This window comes from Xanthomonas sp. NCPPB 2250, from assembly GCF_056725265.1.
Genome location: NZ_CM161520.1, coordinates 522501 through 541675, shown reverse-complemented (window position 1 = coordinate 541675; position 19175 = coordinate 522501). Strand labels below are relative to the sequence as shown.

Genomic DNA, 19175 nt, shown 5'->3' with positions numbered 1-19175 from the left:
AGATCAGGCGGCTTGCACGGTCAGGTGCGAGTCGGAACGAGGACGCGACAGCCGCGCCTGCGGCGGCGCTGCCGGCGCCTGGGCGTCGGCGGGCGCGGCAGCGGGTTCGGCCGTGGCCGGCGCAGCAGCCGGGGCCGCCGCCGGCGTGGCCGGCGTGGCCGGCGCGGGCGCAGCGGCGGGCGCCGGCTTGCGCGATGCCAGCCACTTCTGGAAGTCCTGCTTGCTCACCGCCTCGACCACGATCGGCATGAAGCCGTGGTCCTTGCCGCACAGTTCGGCGCACTGGCCGCGGTACACCCCGGGCGTGTCGATGCTGGTCCAGGCCTCGTTGATGATCCCCGGGATGGCGTCCTGCTTCCAGCCCAGCGCCGGCACCCACCAGGCGTGGATGACGTCGTCGGCGGTGATGACGAAGCGCACCTTGGTGTTCACCGGCAGCACCAGCCGGTTGTCCACGTCCAGCAGGTAGTGCGGGTCGTGCTCGGCCGTCGGCACCGCGCCGCTCTGCCGCAGGCGGTCGGAACTGCGCGCCAGGCGGCTGGTGAACGAGACGTTCTCGCCCAGGTATTCGTAGCGCCACATCCACTGGTAGCCGGTGACCTTCACCGTCATCTCGGCATCGCGGGTGTCGTACATCGCGATCAACTTGGCGGTGGCCGGCCACGCCATCACGATCAGGATCAGCACCGGAATCACCGTCCACACGATCTCGGCCTTGGTGTTGTGGCTGAACTGCGCCGGCACCGCGCCCTTGGACTTGCGGAACTTGAAGATCGCGTAGGCCATCGCGCCGAACACCAGCACGCCGATGACCACGCACACCCACAACGCGACCATGTGCGCGTCGTAGGCGTTGCGCGCGCTCTGGGTGACGCCCCTGCCCATGTTGAGCTGCCACGGCTTGGGATCGGCCGATTGTGCCCACGCCAGCGGTGCGGCCATCGCCGCCGCCAACGCCATCCCGCCCCTGACCGCCTGTTGCACCCACCCGCCGCGTTGCTTCATTGCCTAGACCCCTTGGAGCGTCATCGGTTGCGGCCGGTCACGGCCGCGAGCAAGCCTTCCAGGGTCTGCGCCAGTTGCCGGCGTTCGTCGGGGCCGAGGAATTCGCCGACCCGGACCTGCTTGCCGCTGGATGCCAGCACCACCCTGTCGTCGCCTTCGATCCGCAACCGCACCCAATGCGGGTGGGCGCGGAACGCCGGCGTTCCTGCATTCGGACGGGTCACTTCCACGCAGGCCGGACCCACCCGGATATCCTCTTCGCGCTCGCCGCCGCGCCACGAGCAATGCAGCGCGAGCGCCACCACGATGCTGTGCAACAGGGCGAACGCAGGCGCAAACACATTGCCGGCGAGCCACCCCAGCCCAGCCACGGCCCACATCGCCCCGGCCAGTGCGACGAACAACAGAACGAATTGCCGGGCATTCAACGCCCGCGGCGGTCGCAGCCGCAGCTGCGTACCCGACCCCTCCGGAGAAAACGGAAACATTTCGATCATGTCGAACCGCCGCTTCCGAACCGCTCGTACTCGAGCCGCGAGCACGCCTGGATGGTAGCCCCCGGCCTGCGCGGCGGCAAGCGCGCGTTCACCACAAAAAATGCTGTAGCGCAACAAGATTTACGTTCAGCCTGGACGCGTCCGGCATCGCCATGGCGATGCCGGCAACCCCCTGCGCGTGCAGGCGCTGACATAAAATAGCGGGCTCTGTCCCTGGCCTTTCCCGCATGAACGCTCTGCCTGGCGCCGGCTCTGTCCCGGCGATGCCGTCCGCGTCTCCTTCGCCCTTGCTGTCCCCCGAACTCCCGCCCGCGCCACAGGCCCTGCGCGCGGCGATCACCGCCGCCTGGCTCAAGGACGAAGCCGAACACGTACGCGAACTGCTCGAGCAGGCGCGCCTGCCCGCGGCCGACCAGGCCAGGGTGCAGGCGCTGGCTGCCGACCTGGTCACCCGGGTGCGCGCCCGCGCCCAGGACCAGGGCGCGATCGAGGCCTTCATGCGCCAGTACGACCTCGGCAGCGAGGAAGGCGTGCTGCTGATGTGCGTGGCCGAAGCGCTGCTGCGCATCCCCGACCAGGACACCGCCGACAAGCTGATCCGCGACAAGCTCGGCGATGCGGACTGGAAGAAGCACATGGGCGAGAGCGACTCGATCCTGGTCAATGCGTCGACCTGGGGCCTGATGCTCACCGGCAAGCTGGTGCAGATCAACGACCTCACCCGCGCCGACGTGTCCGGCGCGTTCAAGCGCCTGATCGGCCGCGTCGGCGAGCCGGTGATTCGTCTGGCGGTGCGCCAGGCGATGAAGATCATGGGCCACCAGTTCGTGATGGGCCGGACCATCGGCGAGGCGCTGACCCGCTCGAAGAAGGGCGACAACGCCCACTACCGCTACTCGTTCGACATGCTCGGCGAAGGCGCGCTGACCATGAAGGACGCGCAGCGCTACCTCGATGCCTACCGCCAGGCGATCCATGCCATCGGCAAGCATTTCGCCGCGCAGCGCCCGCAGGGCGGCGGCAAGGACGCGGTGTTCGCCGCGCCCAGCATCTCGATCAAGCTCTCGGCGCTGTATCCGCGCTACGAGCACGCCAAGCGCGCGCGGGTGATGGCCGAACTGGTGCCGGGCGTGCTGGAACTGGCGCAACTGGCCAAGTCCTACGGCATCGGCTACACGGTCGATGCCGAAGAAGCCGACCGCCTGGAACTGTCGCTGGACATCATCGAGGCCACCTTCTCCGATCCCTCGCTGGACGGCTGGGAAGGCTATGGCCTGGCGGTGCAGGCGTACCAGAAGCGCACGCCGTACACGATCGACTTCCTCGCCGACCTGGCGCGCCGCGTCGGCCGCCGCATCCCGGTGCGCCTGGTCAAGGGCGCCTACTGGGACGCGGAGATCAAGCGCGCGCAGGTCGAGGGCCACCCGGGCTACCCGGTGTTCACCCGCAAGCAGAACACCGACGTGTCCTACCTGGCCTGCGCCAAGCGCCTGTTCGCGCACAGCGATGCGCTGTATCCGATGTTCGCCACCCACAACGCGCAGACCATCGCCGCGGTGCGCGCCATCGCCGGCGGCCGCGACTACGAACACCAGAAGCTGCACGGCATGGGCGACGACCTCTACGCCGAAGTGATCCCCGCCGACCGCCTCGGCGTGCCCTGCCGCGTGTACGCGCCGGTGGGCTCGCATGAGGACCTGCTGCCCTACCTGGTGCGGCGCCTGCTGGAGAACGGCGCCAACTCCAGCTTCGTCAACCGCATCACCGACGAAGACGTGGCCATCGAAGACCTGATCCGCGATCCGGTCGAAGCCGTGTCCGCGTTCGCCTCCATCCCGCATCCGAAGATTCCGCTGCCGGTCGATCTGCTGCGCAGCCAGAACCACAACAGGAAGAATTCCATGGGCGCCAACCTCGCCAACGACAACGATCTGCGTGCGCTGGCCGACCAGCTCAACACCGCGCTCAAGCCCTGGCAGGCCGCGCCGCTGGTGCCCGGCGCGGTGATCGCCGGCGACGCCCTGCCGGTCGCCAACCCGGCAGACCATCGCCAGATCGTCGGCCACTGGAAGCCGGCCGATGCCGCCACCGTGGAAAAGGCGCTGAGCAACGCTGCAGCCGCCTACCCGGCCTGGAACCGTACCCCGGCCGCCAGCCGCGCCACCATCCTCGAACACGCCGCCGACCTGCTGGAAGCGCGCATGCCCGAGTTCATGGCGCTGTGCGTCAAGGAAGCCGGCAAGACCCTGCCCGACGGCGTCGCCGAAGTGCGCGAGGCGGTGGATTTCCTGCGCTACTACGCCGGCCAGGCGCGCGCGCAGTTCGGTGCGCCCGAGCGCCTGCCCGGGCCGACCGGCGAATCCAACGAACTGCAGCTGCACGGCCGCGGCGTGTTCGTGTGCATCAGCCCGTGGAACTTCCCGCTGGCCATCTTCCTCGGCCAGGTCGCCGCGGCGCTGGCCGCCGGCAACAGCGTCATCGCCAAGCCGGCCGAGCAGACCAACCTGGTCGGCCATGCCGCGGTGAAGCTGCTGCACGAAGCCGGCGTGCCGGAGGCGGTGGTGCAGTTCCTGCCCGGCGACGGCGCCACCGTCGGCGCCGCGCTGACCCGCGATCCGCGCGTGGCCGGCGTCGCCTTCACCGGCTCCACCGACACCGCCCGCGCGATCAACCGCGCGCTGGCCGCGCGCGATGCCGCCATCGGCGTGCTGATCGCCGAGACCGGCGGCCAGAACGCCTTCATCGCCGACTCCTCGTCGCTGCCGGAAGCGGTGGTCAAGGACGCGATCTCCAGTGCCTTCATCTCCGCCGGCCAGCGCTGCTCGGCCGCACGCGTGCTGTTCGTGCAGGACGACATCGCCGACAAGGTGATGACCATGCTCGCCGGCGCCATGGCCGAGCTGAAGGTCGGCGACCCCGGCCTGCTGTCCACCGACGTCGGCCCGGTGATCGATGCCGACGCGCTGCAGATCCTCACCGACCACGCCGCACGCATGGACCGCGAAGCGCGCGCGATCGCCGTGGCCGCCACCGACGCCGCTACCGCGCACGGCAGCTTCTTCGCCCCGCGTGCCTACGAACTGCAGTCGCTGGCGCAGTTGCAGCGCGAGATCTTCGGCCCGGTGCTGCACGTGATCCGCTGGAAGGCCGACCAGCTCGATGCGGTGATCGACCAGATCAACGCCACCGGCTACGGCCTGACCCTGGGCGTGCATTCGCGCATCGACGAGACCATCGAGCGCATCGCCTCGCGCGTGGCGGTGGGCAACGTCTACGTCAACCGCAACCAGATCGGCGCGGTGGTCGGCGTGCAGCCGTTCGGCGGCCAGGGCCTGTCCGGCACCGGCCCCAAGGCCGGCGGCCCGCACTACCTGCTGCGCTTCGCCACCGAGAAGGTGGTGACGGTCAACACCACCGCCGCCGGCGGCAACGCCTCGCTGCTGACCCTGGGCGACTGACCGGCCCGCTTCGGCGCAGCGTTCCGCCCGGAACCTGCGCCGAGCGCAGCCTGCCGCAGCGCACGCCATGCGCCGCGGACAGGCAAAAAAAAGCCCCGCCGAAGCGGGGCTTTTTCGTGGAACTGCGAAGCGCCTGCGATCAGAACTTGTAGTTGACCGAGGCCGCCAGCACGTTGCCGCTCACGTCGTAGTCGCCGACCAGGCGGTTGCCGGTAGCGCTGGTGGTGGCGATGCTCGGATCGTTGGTGAACAGGTGGGTGTAGCCGAAGCTGTACTCGGTCTGCTCGGACGGCTTCCAGGTCAGACCCAGCGAGACCCACTTGCGGCTCGCGTCCGGCACGCGCACGTCGCGGTGCTGGTCGGTGGTCGGGGTCTGGTCGTAGGCCAGGCCGCCACGCAGGGTCAGCGTGTCGCTCATGCGGTAGTCGGCGCCCAGCGACACGAAGGTGGTGTCGCGGTACGAGAAGTCCAGCACGCTGTCGGGCTGGTTGGAGGCGAAGTCGACGGTGACCTTGTCGAACTTGCTCCAGGCGGTGCGGGTGACGTCGGCCATCACCGTCCACTGCTCGTTGATGTCGTGGGTGAAGCTGGCGGTGGCGCTGGCCGGCAGCTTGACCGTGGCACGGCCCTTGGTGTCGACGAAGGTCCCCGGCGCGGCGAAGGCCAGCACGGTGGCGGCATTGCCCGGCACGGTGAAGTCGGCGTCGCCGTCGGTGATCTTGTGCTCGACCTGCGAGCGGTAGCTGAAGCCGATGTGGGTGTGCTCGTCGACGCTGAACAGGCCGCCCAGGGTGAAGCCGACCGCGGTGTTGTCGCCCTTGATGCGCGAGAAACCGTCGGCGCTGCCCGGCGCGAAGCCCGGCACGCGGCGCGAGGCCAGGACGGTGCCGAAGTCGATGGCGTTGCTCAGTTCGATGTCCAGGCGCTCGGCGAACACGGACGCGCCGAAGGACACGTACGGGTTGACGTCGTAGGAGAAGGCGAAGTTCAGGTCGATCGCCTGCAGTTCGGTCTTCACGCCGTTGTAGCGGCCGACCCAGTCGCGGTCGTACTCGGTCTTGAAGCCGAACGGCACGGTCAGCGAGGTGCCGAAGTGCATGTTGTTGTTTTCGCCGAACGGCATGTGGAAGTACGCGGCCGGGACCGGCGCGATCATGCCGGCGTCGCCGCCACGGCCACCGGAGATCGGCTGGCCGTTGGCGTAGGTGCCGCCGTTGCCCTGGTACTTGGCCGAGAACTGGATGGCGCTGACGTCGGCCTGGAACACCTTGCCGTCGAGCTGGCGCATGCCGGCCGGGTTCACGGCGATGATCGAGGCATCGCCGGGGGCGCTACCGGAGCCGGCGAACGCGCGGCCCAGACCCTTGGCGCTGTTCTCCTTGAGCTGGAACGCGGCGCCGTGCGCCTGGCCCATGGCCAGCGCGCCGACGATGCCGACGGCCAGAGCGGTGAAACGGACGAACTGGGTTGCGTTTTGCATGGCTAGTTTTTCTCCGGAAGACGAATTGTCTGTGTTCGCGCCTGCGCAGCCCGGGGCCCCAAAAGCCCAGGAATGCGCGCCGGAGTCCCCTCCCGACATACGACGCCGTATGCGAGTATACCCCGCACCGTTAACTAAACAATAACGACATGATGCGTTCAGCTTCGTGTGGAGTCGGCGTGCGTTCAGCCGGATGAAGCCGTTATCGTGGCGTCCCTGGCGGTCTCCGGCTCCCCCGTTCCCTCGCATGTTCGTTTCCATTCCCTCCCGCGAACGCACCACGCTGCGCTGGGCCACGCCGTTGTTGTTCGCGGCGATGTGGCTGGCCTTCCTGTGGTCGATCAGCCGCCCCGACGAGGCGCGCGCCACCCTGTGGCTGGACTGGGGCGCGCTCTCGGCCGGGGTCGGCAGCCCGCGCGACTGGCTGGCGACGGTGCAGGACGGCAGCGTGCTGCGCCTGTTCACCGCCCTGTTCCTGCACGCCGATTGGTCGCACCTGCTCGGCAACCTGGTGTTCCTGCTGATCTTCGGCCTGCCCGCCGAGCGCGTGCTGGGGCCGTGGCGGTTCCTGCTGCTGTTCCTGGGCGGCGGAGCCATCTCCAACCTGGCCGCGGTCTTCGCGGTCGGCACCCCGGACCGGGTGATCATCGGCGCCAGCGGCGCGGTCTCGGCGCTGATCGGCACCTACCTGGCGCTGTTCCCGCGAGCCAAGCTCGGCGTGGTGCTGCCGCTGGGGCTGTTCCTGGAATTCGTGCGCGCCCCGGCCTCGCTGCTGATCGGCACCTGGGCCGCGCTGCAGGTGGTGTTCGCCTACATCGGCCCGGCCTTCGGCATGGTGGCGTGGTCGGCGCACCTGGCCGGCTTCGCCTTCGGCATGGTCTACGGGCTGTACGTGCGCGCGGCGATCGCGCGGCGGCTGCGCAAGCGCAAGGGCTTCTGAGCCGCCTGCGGCAACGGCGCCCGTATACTGCGCGCATGTTCAAGCACCTGTACAAAGTGACCTTCCTCAACCACGGCAAGGTCTACGAGCTGTATTGCCAGCACGTCGGCAGCAGCCATCTGTGGGGCTTCACCGAAATCGGCACGCTGGTGTTCGACGTGCACGACGGGCTGGTGATCGACCCCACCGAGGAACGCCTGCGCGAGGAGTTCGGCGACACCAAGACGCTGCACCTGCCGATGCAGAGCATCGTGCGCATCGAGGAAGTGGAGAAGAAGGGCCAATCGACGATCCGCGACGCGGCCACCGGCGAGAAGGTGGTCACGCCGTTCCCGATGCCCGGCAAGCCACGCTGAGCCGATGCGCATCCTGATCGCCGACGACTATCAGGATGCGGTGCGCCACCTGCCCTGCTTCGCGCGGCTACAGGCGCACAGCGTGCAGGTGCTGACCGCGCTGGCGCCCGACCGCGAGGCCTTCGTTCGGCACGCCGCCGAGGCCGAGGCGCTGGTGCTGATCCGCGAGCGCACCCGCATCGACGCCGCCTTGCTGGCGCAACTGCCGGAGCTGCGCCTGATCAGCCAGACCGGACGGATCGGCGAGCACATCGACCTGGCTGCCTGCACCGCGCGCGGCGTGGCCGTGGCCGAAGGCGTCGGTTCGCCGGTGGCACCGGCGGAACTGACCTGGGCGCTGCTGATGGCCGCCAGCCGGCGCCTGCCCGCCTACCGCGATGCGCTGCGGGCCGGACACTGGCAGGCCACCGGCGATGCGCAGCTGGGCCGCTGCCTAGACGGGTTGACGCTGGGCATCTGGAGCTACGGCAAGATCGGCCGCCGCGTCGCCGCCTACGGGCGTGCCTTCGGCATGCGCGTGCAGGTGTGGGGCGGCGAGGACAGTTGTGCGCAGGCGCGCGCCGACGGCTTCGCGGTCGCCGCCAGCCGCGAGGCGTTGTTCGCCGAGAGCGACGTGCTGACGCTGCATCGCCGCCTGGTCGCGGCCACCCGCCACCAGATCGGACTGGACGACCTGCTGCGGATGAAACCCGACGCGCTGCTGGTCAACAGCAGCCGTGCCGAACTCATCGCGCCCGGCGCGCTGCTGGCCGCGCTGGCCGCGCTGGACGCCGGACGCCCGGGACAGGCAGCGCTGGACGTGTTCGAACAGGAGCCGGTGCTGGATCCGCAGCATCCGCTGCTGCGGCATCCGCGGGTGCTGGCGACGCCGCACCTGGGCTACGTCGAACAGGACAGCTACGAGCTGTATTTCGGCGCCGCCTTCGACAACGTGCTGGCCTTCGCCGCCGGCACGCCGCAGCGCCTGGCCAATCCCGAAGTCCTTACCGTCGCCGACTGAGCGGCTGGCCGCCACCGCGCAGCGGCCACGCCGCGCCCGATGGCGAGGTGGGCCGCCGCCGGCTCAGGTGCCCGAGGCCGGCGCAGGCGCGTTCTTGTCGGAGCCGGTCTTGTCGGAGCCGGTCTTGTCGGACTCGGTCTTGGCAGGTTCGGACCTGGTGGGCTCGGGCTTGGCCGGTTCCGCCGCCGGCGGCTTCGCCGGGGCGGCCTTCGGCGCCGCGCCCGCCGGCTTGTGCGCCGGCTTGGCCTTGCCCTTGCCGGCCGGTGCCGCCGCGGCCGCCCGCGCCACCGCGCCGGGCTGCTTCAGTTCGGCCAGCGCCTGCGCGATCGGACCATCGCCCGGCAGCACGTCGCCGGCGGTGTAGCCCTCGGCGCCCTCGTCGTCGCCATGCAGGTGGCCCGGCAGGGTCGCTTCGCTGTAGTCGGCGATCGCCGCCGGCTTGTCGGCATCGTCCGCGCTGGCCTCCGGATGCAGCACCACGTCGGGCACGATGCCGCTGGCCTGGATCGACTTGCCGCTGGGGGTGTAGTACCGCGCCGTGGTCAGCTTGACCGAGTCGCCATTGTCCAGCGGCAGCACGGTCTGCACCGAGCCCTTGCCGAAGGTGCGGCTGCCGACGATGCGCGCGCGCTTGTTGTCGCGCAGCGCACCGGCCAGCACTTCCGAAGCGCTGGCCGAACCGGCATCCACCAGCACCACCATCGGCGCGCCGTTGAGCAGGTCGCCGGGGGTGGCGTCGAACTTGGAATCGCTGACCGAGATGCGCCCGCGGGTGCTGACGATGGTGCCCTTGTCGAGCACGTCGTCGGCCACCTGCACCGCCGCGGTCAGCAGGCCGCCCGGATTGCTGCGCAGGTCCAGCACCAGGCCGCGCAGCTTGCCGCCGGCCTGCGCCTGCAACTGCTGCAACTGCTTGTGGAAATCGGCGCCGGTGTCGGCCTGGAAGGTGCTGATGCGGATGTAGCCGTAGCCCGGTTCGAGCATGCGGCTGCGCACGCTGGCCACGCGGATGGTCTGCCGGGTCAGGGTCACGTCGAACGGCTTGGCGACCTTGTCGCGGGCGATGGTCAGCACGACCTTGCTGCCCGACTCGCCGCGCAGCGGCTCCATCGCCTTGACCGCGCTGATCGGCTTGCCGTCGATGGCGATGATGATGTCGCCCGAACGCAGGCCGGCGCGCGCGGCTGGCGTGTCGTCGATCGGCGACACCACCTTGAGCGTGTTGTCCGGCAGCTGCAGCAGCTCCACGCCGATGCCGTCGTAGGCGCCGCTGGTCTGCTCGTCGAAGGCTTCGGCGTCTTCCTTGCTGAAATACGTGCTGTGCGGATCCAGGTCCAGCAGCAGGCCACGGATGGCGGACTGCATCAGCTTCTTGTCGTCGACCGGATCGACGTAGGCTTCCTTCACCGCGTTGTAGACCGCCACGTAGCGGCGGATCTCGTCCAGCGGCACCTTGGCACTGGCCGATTCGGTGGAATCCGGATCGTCGGCGCTGGCCGCCGGGGCCGTGGGCGTCTGCGCCTCGGCGCGTTGCGCCATCGACGGCAGCGGCGCCAGAGCGAGCAACAGGGCTGCGGACAGGACTACGCGCATGAAGCACTCCGATTGGGGAAGACCCGCACCGTGCACGGCGCGGTTGTCCGGATTATGCGCGAAGCCGAGCTAAATTCGCGTTGAACGCGCCGTAGCAGCGTGGCTCAGCGGCGCTGCAGCCACGACGATGGATCCACCGGCTGGCCGTTGCGGCGCAGTTCGAAGTACAGCGCCGGGCGCCCCTGGCCGCCGGAATTGCCGACCTTGGCCACCGCATCGCCGCGCTTGACCTTGGCGCCGGCGTCGCGCAGCAGGGTGTCGTTGTGTGCGTACAGGCTCATGTAGCCATTGCCGTGGTCCACGATCAGGATCATGCCGTAGCCGGTCATCCAGTCGGAGAACACCACCGTGCCGTCGGCGACCGCGGTGACGGTGCTGCCGGCGGGCGCGGCGATCAGCACGCCGCTGCTGGTGCGCCCATCGGGCAGCCGCCCGCCGTAGCGCGCGATCAGGTCGCCCGACAGCGGCCAGCCCAGGCCACCGACCTTCAGCGGCGGTGCCGAAGCGACCACCTTGGGCGGTATCTTGCCGCCGCCACGTCCGGCCTTCGCCGCGGCCTTGGCCTGCGCCGCCTGTTCCGCCGCCTCACGCCTGGCCGCGGCGCGGCGCTCGGCCTCGGCACGGGCGGCGGCGGCACGCAGGTTGGCGAGCAGGGTTTCCAGCGCCTTGGCGTCCTGGCCCAGCGCCTTCTCGCGTTCGCTGCGGTCCTGGTAGCGCTGGTCCAGTTCCGAGACCACGCTGGCGCGCTGCTTGCGGTCGCGCTGCAGCGCCTGGGCCTGTTCCTGCTGACGGCGCTGGGCCTCGCTCAGTTGCTGCTTCTGTTCGACGACCTCGCGCTGCACCTGTTCCAGCGCCTGCAACTCGTGGGTCAAGGTCGCGATGCGCTGCGCGCGCTCGCGCTGCAGATAGCGGTGATAGGCCAGCAGGCGGTTGGCATCGGCCACGCGGTCCTGCGCCAGCAGCAGCTTCAGCGGCGCATTGCCGCCGATGGCATAGGCGGCGCGCAGCAGCTGCGCCAGTTCGGCGCGCTGGCGCGTCAAGCCACTGCGCAGGCCATCGCGCTTGCGTTCGAGCTCGGCCAGGGTCTGCTGGTGCCGCTGCAGCGCCTGTTGCGTCTGCGCCAGGCTGCGGCCGGTGACGGCGACCTTTTCGTCGGCCTCGCGCAACTGGCGTGCGGCGTCGCCGCGCTTGCCTTCCAGTTGCCGGCGCTCCTCGGCCACGCTCTTCAGCTCGCTGCGCACCTTTTCCAGGCGCTTCTCGGCCTCGCGCGGATTCTGCGCCGCGGCCACTCCGGCGGTCAGCAGCCACGTCAGCGCCAGCAGGCTGCGCACAAGGCCGCGCCAGTGCCCGGGCGCACGCCGCCCGGCCGCGCGGGGCGCGGCGGAATGCGATGGGACAGGAGCGGCTGCGGGCAAGCGAGGGTCCAGTGACTTCAGGCAGGTGTGGATTGTAGCGAAGCGTGTTGTGATCGCCCCACGATTGATTGCGGCCGCATCGCCGGCGCCCGGGAGGTGAAGGATGAAACGCATGCATCTGGCGGTTGTGCTGGCGCTGGCCCTGACGGCCGGCCCGGCGTTCGCGGGCGAGGGCATCAGCAAGGTCAACGGCAGCATCACCGCCGACGCCGGCAAGCAGTACGGCGATCTGGAAACGGTCAACGGCAGCATCACCGTCCAGTCCGGCGCCCAGGTGGGCAGCGTGGAAACGGTCAACGGCAGCGTCAAGGTCGCCGACGGCGCGCAGACCAAGGGGCTGTCCACGGTCAACGGCGGCATCACCATCGCCGAGCGCGCGCAGGTCGCCGGTTCCATCGAAACCGTCAACGGCGGCATCTTCGTCGACCGCGGCGGCCGCGTCGACGGCGGCATCGAAAGCGTCAACGGCAGCATCGGCGTGGTCGCCACGCAGTTGGACAAGGGCATCGAGACAGTCAACGGCGACATCACCGTCGGCCACGATTCGCATGTCGGCGGCGGCATCTCGATCAACAAGCCCAGCTTCAGCATGTCGTTCAAGCCGGCGCGCAAGCCGCGGGTCATCATCGGCCCGCGTGCGGTGATCGACGGTCCGCTGCGCTTCGAACGCGAAGTCACCCTGTACGTGCACCGCAGCGCCAAGACCGGGCCGATCACCGGCGCCACCGCGCTGCCCTTCGACGGCGACACCGCGCCGAACAACTGAGTCATGCCGCGGCGACGCGCCCACCCGGGCGCGTGCGGCTTGCCTATAGAATCCGGGGTTCCCTCGCCATCAGGAGCCCCCATGTCCCGCAAGCTCGTGCTGTGCCTGGCCGCAGCGGCGGCGTTGACCGCGTGCAAACGCGAAGCGCCCGCCCCGGCGGCAAACGCCGCGCCGCCGGCCGCTGCGCCGGCCCCCGCTGCGGCGCCCGCGCATACGTTTTCCACCGGGATCGCGCCGGCCGACTTCGCCGAACTGGTCAAGACGCTGTCCTCCGACGCCTTCGAGGGTCGCGGTCCGGGCACGCCTGGCGAAGACAAGACGGTCGCCTACATCCGCGACCAGATGCAGCGCATCGGCCTGCAACCGGGCAACGGCGACAGCTGGTTCCAGGACGTGGCGATGACCGAGACCACCGCGGCGCCCGGCACCACGCTCACCATCGCCCACGACGGCGCGGCGCGGCAACTCGCCTTCGGCACCGACATGGTGGTGGGCACGCGCACCGGCCAGCCCGAGGTCAAGCTCGATGGCAGCGACATGGTCTTCGTCGGCTACGGCGTGGACGCGCCGGAGCAGAAGTGGAACGACTATGCCGGCCAGGACTGGAAGGGCAAGACCGTGGTGATGTTCGTCAACGACCCCGGCTTCCACACCGGCGATGGCAGCCTGTTCGAAGGCAAGCGCATGACCTACTACGGGCGCTGGACCTACAAGTTCGAGGAAGCCGCGCGCAAGGGCGCCGCCGCCGCATTGATCGTGCACGACACGCCCGGCGCCAGCTACGGCTGGGACGTGGTCAAGAACTCCTGGTCAGGCGCGCAGTACGACCTGCCGGCGAAGGACGATCCGGAGCCGCGCATTCCGGTGCAGGGCTGGCTCACCGCCGAGGCGGCCAAGCAACTGTTCGCCGACGCCGGCCTGGACCTGGCGCAGGCCTACAAGGACGCCAGCAAGCGCGGGTTCAAGCCCATCCCGCTGAAAGCCAAGCTCTCGGTGGACCTGAAGAGCACCATCGCCGAGAAGACCTCGCGCAACGTGGTCGGCGTGCTGCCCGGCAGCAGCCGTGCCGACGAGGCGGTGCTGTACATGGCGCACTGGGATCACCTGGGCAAGCACGAGGGCGAGCCCGGCGACAACATCTACAACGGCGCGGTCGACAACGCCACCGGCGTGGCCGGCATCCTGGAAATCGCCGAGGCGTTCGCGCACCAGCAGCCCAAGCCCGAGCGCTCGGTGGTGTTCCTGGCGGTGACGCTCGAGGAATCGGGGCTGCTCGGTTCCAAGTACTACGTGGCACATCCGACCTTTCCGCTGAACAAGATTGCCGGCGTCATCAACCTGGATGCGATGCCGGTGGCCGGGCGCGCCAAGGACCTGGTGGTCAACGGGTTCGGCAGCTCGCAGCTGGAAGACCTGCTCAAGCCGATCGCCGCCGCGCAAGGCCGCGTGCTGCACGCCGAAGACGCGCCGCAGAGCGGGTTCTACTTCCGTTCGGATCACTTCAACTTCGCCAAGGCGGGCGTGCCCGCGCTGTACATCGACGGCGGCGAAGACCTGGTCGACGGCGGCATCGAAGCAGGACGCCGTGCGGCAGCCGAGTACGCCAAGCGCTACCACACGCCAGCCGACGAGTACGACCCGGCGACCTGGAAGCTCGACGGTGTGATGGACGACCTGCAGGCGGTGTACGGCGTTGGCAAGGAACTGGCCGCCGGCGACAGCTGGCCGAACTGGTACGCGGACAATCCGTTCAAGGCCGCACGCGACAAGATGATGGGCAGGCCGACGTCGTTGCCGACAGCGGAGCCTGCCAGCAGCAAGTAAGCGGCTCCACATCCTCCGGTTCCATGGCAACGGCGCTTCGGCGCCGTTGTCGTCTGTGGCCTCCGTCACGCGTGCGGCGTGCGGCGTACGGCGTGCGGGACACGACGGCATTGCATCTCGATCGCCGCTGTCAGGCTGCAATCAGACGGCGCGCTACGATGTGAGCCGTTACAGAGTGGCTTCATGGCGCCTTGAACAACGACAGGACATATCTGTAGGAGCGGCTTCAGCCGCGACGGGCTACCGATATATCTTGTCGCGGCTGAAGCCGCTCCTACAACGGCGGATAGCGCACCGGTCGCTTGGATGTCCGGGGCCCCATCGATGTGCAACGCGCAATCGTAGGCTGTCCCTCTCTCCGTCTATCTGTCCATCTGTAACGTAACGAATCGGATTGGCGTTTTTTACGATCTTCTTCGCCCGCGGCAACCCGCATTCGCGGCCGTCTCGGAGCATCGCCCCTAAGGCGCGTGGCGAGCCCTGCGTCCATGCACTGCTCTACGCATCGGCTGCCTCGATCATCCGGTGCCTGGGTGACTGCGTCCCTCAGATGCCGCGACCTGTCGCCTGGAGGCGATGGATTCGTTGCCCTCGCGGCACGTCACGATCCAAGCGGTACGCTTCCAATAACAAAAAGCCCGGGCATGCTTCTGCCCGGGCTTCCATGGTCACGCCACGACGCGCGATGTGTCCCGCGGTAGCCGACTGCTACCGCGAACAGCCGCTCAGGCCGCTTGCTTGGCCTGCCCCAGGCTGGCCATGTCGATGACGAAGCGGTACTTCACGTCGCCCTTGAGCATGCGCTCGTAGGCCTCGTTGATCTGCGCCATCTCGATCGTTTCGATGTCGGACACGATGCCGTGCTTGGCGCAGAAATCCAGCATCTCCTGCGTCTCGCGAATACCGCCGATCAGCGAACCGGCCAATTGGCGCCGCTTCATGATCAGGTTGAAGACCGTCGGCGACGGATGCGGCTCGGCCGGCGCGCCGACCAGGGTCATGGTGCCATCGCGCTTGAGCAGGGTCAGGAACGCATCCAGATCGTGCGGCGCGGCGACGGTGTTGAGGATGAAATCGAAGCTGTTGGTGTGCGCCGCCATCTCGTCGGCATTCTTCGACACCACCACCTCGCTCGCGCCCAGGCGCAGCGCGTCCTCGCGCTTGCCGGCCGAGGTGGTGAACAGCACCACGTGCGCACCCATGGCATGGGCAATCTTCACGCCCATGTGCCCGAGGCCGCCCAGCCCGACGATGCCGACCTTCTTGCCCGGGCCGACCTTCCAGTGATTCAGCGGCGAATAGGTGGTGATGCCGGCGCACAGCAGCGGCGCCACCGCCGCCAGTTGCTCGGCATCGTGGCGAATATGCAGCGTGTATTTCTCGTCGACCACGATGTGATCGGAGTAGCCGCCATACGTGTTCTCGCCGCCGAACATCGGACCGTTGTAGGTGCCGACGAAGCCGTTCTCGCAGTACTGCTCCTCGCCATCGGCGCAGGACGCGCAATGCCGGCAGCTGTCGACCATGCAGCCGACACCGGCAAGATCGCCGACCTTGAAGGCACTGACCTGGTCGCCCACCGCGGTGATGCGACCGACGATTTCATGGCCCGGCACCGACGGATACTGGGTGTTGTGCCACTCGTTGCGGGCGGTGTGCAGATCCGAGTGGCAGACGCCACAGTAGAGGATCTCGATACTGACGTCGTGCGCACCAAGCGCGCGGCGCTCGAAGGTGAACGGGGTCAGCGGCTGATCGGATGCCTTGGCGGCGTATCCATTGGCTTGGCTCATGGGGAAAGGCCTCGTGGTGGGTGAAAGGGGCCGAAGGGCGGTGCGCATGTAGAGCACTCGATGCCTACGCGGTCGCCTGAGGGGGAAAAGTCTAAGCGGCGGGCCATGAAAGAGACGCATCGCCGCATGGAACGGTGCGATGCGCGTCGTCAAAACGCGTCGCCGAGTGCGGACTGGCGCACATGTTGGGCTGAACGCCAATGCACTTGACGATGACATGTGGACGCGCCGACCGGCATTCATCGGCAGGTTGCACGTGAGCGGATCTGCAATCGATGAGAAGCGCGAACCAGGAAGTGCGCGCAATGTGTCCGATGACAGTCGCAGGATCGCTTACATACTCCGCCCATTTTGGACGCAGAGTCGGTTCGATAGTGCAGTAGGCCTTGGCAGATGCCCGTTGCCGCTTTCGACAACCGACGCCCAGGAAGCCGTGGCATGCCTTGCCGCATGCGCACCTTGCCGGCGCGCCCAGTGGCTCAGCGCGTGCTTGAGCACGGACTAGGTCGTACAGCGCCATCAGGGCGCTCGCTTCGCTCAGCGGTGTTCGCTGGGAAGCGGCGATCGACCTGTAGCAATCGATAAAACACGCGGTACAGAAGACGACGTAACTCGTGCAGCGGACACGATGGCGATCGTGCGTGCAGGCATTCAATGCGTGCAGGTCTATGTGGCTCCAGCTGCAAGGCCGATTCTGACGCTTGGCCAGGCTTCGTCAGATAAAGGGAGCCGTTCCCGACGGGAGAAGGGAGAACCGAGCCCCTCTCCCCTCGGGAGAGGGGTTGGGGTGAGGGTACGGCGCGCGCAGCGCTTCGCCGATCCGGCATTGCGAGGCTTCGCCGGCCCCCTCATCCGCCCCTGCGGGGCCCCTTCCCCCGAGAAAGGGCCATGGTCCCGACGGGAGAAGGAAGAACGCGGTTTCGCCCGTCCCCGATCGCCTGCTCGCGTTGCTTTGGTTTTTCGCACGCGCAATAAAAAATCCCCGTCCTTGTGGGACGGGGATTTGGGGTAAAGCCCCTGGCGATGACCTACTCTCGCATGGCTTGAGCCACACTACCATCGGCGCAGCTGCGTTTCACTTCCGAGTTCGGGATGGGATCGGGTGGTTCCACAGCGCTAATTTCACCAGGGAGACGGTTGGAGTGTCGCCGTGCGGTCGATCGGTCGTGTGACCGAGGACGGCAGGCGCCAGCCTCTCATAGGGTGTGATGTAGCGAGCGAGTGAGAGCGATCGACGTGTGTCGCGCTAAGGGATGCTTCGAGGAAGCATCTTGAGGTTATATGGTCAAGCCGCACGGATCATTAGTATCAGTTAGCTCAATGCATTGCTGCACTTACACACCTGACCTATCAACCACGTAGTCTACATGGTTCCTTTAGGGGACTTGTGTCCCGGGAGATCTCATCTTGAGGCGCGCTTCCCGCTTAGATGCTTTCAGCGGTTATCGCTTCCGAACATAGCTACCCGGCAATGCCACTGGCGTGACAACCGGAACACCAGAGGTTCGTCCACTCCGGTCCTCTCGTACTAGGAGCAGCCCCTCTCAAATCTCCAACGCCCATGGCAGATAGGGACCGAACTGTCTCACGACGTTCTGAACCCAGCTCGCGTACCACTTTAAATGGCGAACAGCCATACCCTTGGGACCGACTACAGCCCCAGGATGTGATGAGCCGACATCGAGGTGCCAAACACCGCCGTCGATATGAACTCTTGGGCGGTATCAGCCTGTTATCCCCGGAGTACCTTTTATCCGTTGAGCGATGGCCCTTCCATACAGAACCACCGGATCACTAAGACCTACTTTCGTACCTGCTTGATCCGTCGATCTTGCAGTCAAGCACGCTTATGCCTTTGCACACAGTGCGCGATGTCCGACCGCGCTGAGCGTACCTTCGTGCTCCTCCGTTACTCTTTAGGAGGAGACCGCCCCAGTCAAACTACCCACCATACACGGTCCCCGATCCGGATTACGGACCTAGGTTAGAACGTCAAGCACGACAGGGTGGTATTTCAAGGATGGCTCCACTGCAGCTAGCGCCACAGTTTCATAGCCTCCCACCTATCCTACACAGACGAACTCAACGTTCAGTGTAAAGCTATAGTAAAGGTTCACGGGGTCTTTCCGTCTTGCCACGGGAACGCTGCATCTTCACAGCGATTTCAATTTCACTGAGTCTCGGGTGGAGACAGCGCCGCTGTCGTTACGCCATTCGTGCAGGTCGGAACTTACCCGACAAGGAATTTCGCTACCTTAGGACCGTTATAGTTACGGCCGCCGTTTACTGGGGCTTCGATCAAGAGCTTCGCCTTGCGGCTGACCCCATCAATTAACCTTCCAGCACCGGGCAGGCGTCACACCCTATACGTCCACTTTCGTGTTTGCAGAGTGCTGTGTTTTTGATAAACAGTCGCAGCGGCCTGGTTTCTGCGACCCTCTTCAGCTATAGCTCGCACGAGCCACCAAAAAGGGTGCACCTTCTCCCGAAGTTACGGTGCCATGTTGCCTAGTTCCTTCACCCGAGTTCTCTCAAGCGCCTGAGAATTCTCATCCTACCCACCTGTGTCGGTTTACGGTACGGTCTGCGTAAGCTGAAGCTTAGGAGCTTTTCCTGGAAGCGTGGTATCAGTGACTTCGTCTAAAAGACTCGTCTCGGTGCTCGGTCTTAAAGGATCCCGGATTTGCCAAAGATCCAAACCTACCGCCTTTCCCCGGGACAACCAACGCCCGGTACACCTAACCTTCTCCGTCCCTCCATCGCACTTACGCGAGGTGCAGGAATATTAACCTGCTTCCCATCGACTACGGCTTTCGCCCTCGCCTTAGGGGCCGACTCACCCTGCGCCGATTAACGTTGCGCAAGGAAACCTTGGGCTTTCGGCGTGCGGGTTTTTCACCCGCATTGTCGTTACTCATGTCAGCATTCGCACTTCCGATACCTCCAGCAGACTTCTCAATCCACCTTCGCAGGCTTACGGAACGCTCCTCTACCGCGCATCGCTTATCGCGATGCACCCCAAGCTTCGGTTCACTGCTTAGCCCCGTT

General features: G+C 67.2%; 12 protein-coding genes and 2 rRNA genes (1 of these 14 only partly in view). 6 read left to right on the top strand and 8 right to left on the bottom strand.

What is annotated here, in order from left to right:
- Window positions 1-3 precede the first annotated feature (3 nt).
- The gene (gene coxB / locus AC1PMG_RS02375; protein WP_481110521.1) at window positions 4-1005 is read right to left on the bottom strand and encodes a cytochrome c oxidase subunit II; all 1002 of its coding nucleotides are present in this window, start codon (window positions 1003-1005) and stop codon (window positions 4-6) included.
- A 20-nt stretch (window positions 1006-1025) separates the two neighbouring features.
- Window positions 1026-1502 (bottom strand): DUF2244 domain-containing protein, encoded by a 477-nt coding sequence (locus AC1PMG_RS02370; protein ID WP_481111591.1) that lies wholly within the window; start codon window positions 1500-1502, stop codon window positions 1026-1028.
- A gap of 263 nt (window positions 1503-1765) precedes the next feature.
- Here AC1PMG_RS02370 and putA point away from each other — a divergent pair, with 263 nt between their 5' ends.
- Window positions 1766-4960, top strand: coding sequence for a bifunctional proline dehydrogenase/L-glutamate gamma-semialdehyde dehydrogenase PutA (putA, locus tag AC1PMG_RS02365; RefSeq protein ID WP_481111590.1), 3195 nt, complete (start codon window positions 1766-1768; stop codon window positions 4958-4960).
- Window positions 4961-5099: 139 nt separating this feature from the next.
- On the opposite strand, the gene AC1PMG_RS02360 is transcribed toward putA, so the two are convergent.
- Window positions 5100-6440: an outer membrane protein transport protein gene (locus AC1PMG_RS02360; protein ID WP_342074841.1), complete on the bottom strand. Its 1341-nt coding sequence runs from the start codon at window positions 6438-6440 to the stop codon at window positions 5100-5102.
- 247 nt (window positions 6441-6687) lie between these two features.
- Between AC1PMG_RS02360 and AC1PMG_RS02355 the strand changes: the two genes are divergently transcribed.
- The 3 genes from AC1PMG_RS02355 to AC1PMG_RS02345 are packed head-to-tail and all read left to right on the top strand — an operon-like array spanning window position 6688 to window position 8736.
- Window positions 6688-7380: a rhomboid family intramembrane serine protease gene (locus AC1PMG_RS02355; RefSeq protein ID WP_017908049.1), complete on the top strand. Its 693-nt coding sequence runs from the start codon at window positions 6688-6690 to the stop codon at window positions 7378-7380.
- 35 nt (window positions 7381-7415) lie between these two features.
- The gene (locus AC1PMG_RS02350) at window positions 7416-7736 is read left to right on the top strand and encodes a DUF1820 family protein (RefSeq protein ID WP_017908048.1); all 321 of its coding nucleotides are present in this window, start codon (window positions 7416-7418) and stop codon (window positions 7734-7736) included.
- Between the two features lie 4 nt (window positions 7737-7740).
- Entirely contained in the window at window positions 7741-8736 is a 996-nt protein-coding gene (locus AC1PMG_RS02345) for a D-2-hydroxyacid dehydrogenase family protein (RefSeq protein WP_481110520.1), read from the top strand.
- Between the two features lie 63 nt (window positions 8737-8799).
- Here the strand turns inward: AC1PMG_RS02345 and AC1PMG_RS02340 are convergent, their stop codons facing one another.
- Together AC1PMG_RS02340 and AC1PMG_RS02335 are read right to left on the bottom strand one after the other, a co-directional pair.
- Window positions 8800-10329, bottom strand: a complete 1530-nt coding sequence (locus AC1PMG_RS02340; RefSeq protein WP_481110519.1) for a S41 family peptidase — start codon at window positions 10327-10329, stop codon at window positions 8800-8802.
- A gap of 104 nt (window positions 10330-10433) precedes the next feature.
- Complete coding sequence (locus AC1PMG_RS02335; protein WP_407137098.1) at window positions 10434-11744, bottom strand: murein hydrolase activator EnvC family protein; 1311 nt, start codon at window positions 11742-11744, stop codon at window positions 10434-10436.
- A 103-nt stretch (window positions 11745-11847) separates the two neighbouring features.
- Between AC1PMG_RS02335 and AC1PMG_RS02330 the strand changes: the two genes are divergently transcribed.
- The gene (locus tag AC1PMG_RS02330) at window positions 11848-12510 is read left to right on the top strand and encodes a hypothetical protein (RefSeq protein ID WP_481110518.1); all 663 of its coding nucleotides are present in this window, start codon (window positions 11848-11850) and stop codon (window positions 12508-12510) included.
- A gap of 81 nt (window positions 12511-12591) precedes the next feature.
- Window positions 12592-14334, top strand: a complete 1743-nt coding sequence (locus AC1PMG_RS02325; protein WP_481110517.1) for a M28 family metallopeptidase — start codon at window positions 12592-12594, stop codon at window positions 14332-14334.
- 725 nt (window positions 14335-15059) lie between these two features.
- Here the strand turns inward: AC1PMG_RS02325 and AC1PMG_RS02320 are convergent.
- From AC1PMG_RS02320 to AC1PMG_RS02310, 3 genes are all read right to left on the bottom strand, one after another.
- Entirely contained in the window at window positions 15060-16127 is a 1068-nt protein-coding gene (locus tag AC1PMG_RS02320) for an NAD(P)-dependent alcohol dehydrogenase (RefSeq protein WP_481110516.1), read from the bottom strand.
- A 1015-nt stretch (window positions 16128-17142) separates the two neighbouring features.
- Window positions 17143-17257, bottom strand: a 5S ribosomal RNA gene (rrf, locus tag AC1PMG_RS02315).
- Between the two features lie 151 nt (window positions 17258-17408).
- Window positions 17409-19175 (bottom strand): 23S ribosomal RNA (locus AC1PMG_RS02310) (it continues 1113 nt past the right edge of the window).

Bases quoted from the DNA above. Each gene is read 5' to 3' on its own strand.
- coxB (WP_481110521.1), bottom strand. From the start codon at position 1,005: ATGAAGCAACGCGGCGGGTGGGTGCAACAGGCGGTCAGGGGCGGGATG.
- AC1PMG_RS02370 (WP_481111591.1), bottom strand. From the start codon at position 1,502: ATGATCGAAATGTTTCCGTTTTCTCCGGAGGGGTCGGGTACGCAGCTG.
- putA (WP_481111590.1), top strand. From the start codon at position 1,766: ATGCCGTCCGCGTCTCCTTCGCCCTTGCTGTCCCCCGAACTCCCGCCC.
- AC1PMG_RS02360 (WP_342074841.1), bottom strand. From the start codon at position 6,440: ATGCAAAACGCAACCCAGTTCGTCCGTTTCACCGCTCTGGCCGTCGGC.
- AC1PMG_RS02355 (WP_017908049.1), top strand. From the start codon at position 6,688: ATGTTCGTTTCCATTCCCTCCCGCGAACGCACCACGCTGCGCTGGGCC.
- AC1PMG_RS02350 (WP_017908048.1), top strand. From the start codon at position 7,416: ATGTTCAAGCACCTGTACAAAGTGACCTTCCTCAACCACGGCAAGGTC.
- AC1PMG_RS02345 (WP_481110520.1), top strand. From the start codon at position 7,741: ATGCGCATCCTGATCGCCGACGACTATCAGGATGCGGTGCGCCACCTG.
- AC1PMG_RS02340 (WP_481110519.1), bottom strand. From the start codon at position 10,329: ATGCGCGTAGTCCTGTCCGCAGCCCTGTTGCTCGCTCTGGCGCCGCTG.
- AC1PMG_RS02330 (WP_481110518.1), top strand. From the start codon at position 11,848: ATGAAACGCATGCATCTGGCGGTTGTGCTGGCGCTGGCCCTGACGGCC.
- AC1PMG_RS02325 (WP_481110517.1), top strand. From the start codon at position 12,592: ATGTCCCGCAAGCTCGTGCTGTGCCTGGCCGCAGCGGCGGCGTTGACC.
- AC1PMG_RS02320 (WP_481110516.1), bottom strand. From the start codon at position 16,127: ATGAGCCAAGCCAATGGATACGCCGCCAAGGCATCCGATCAGCCGCTG.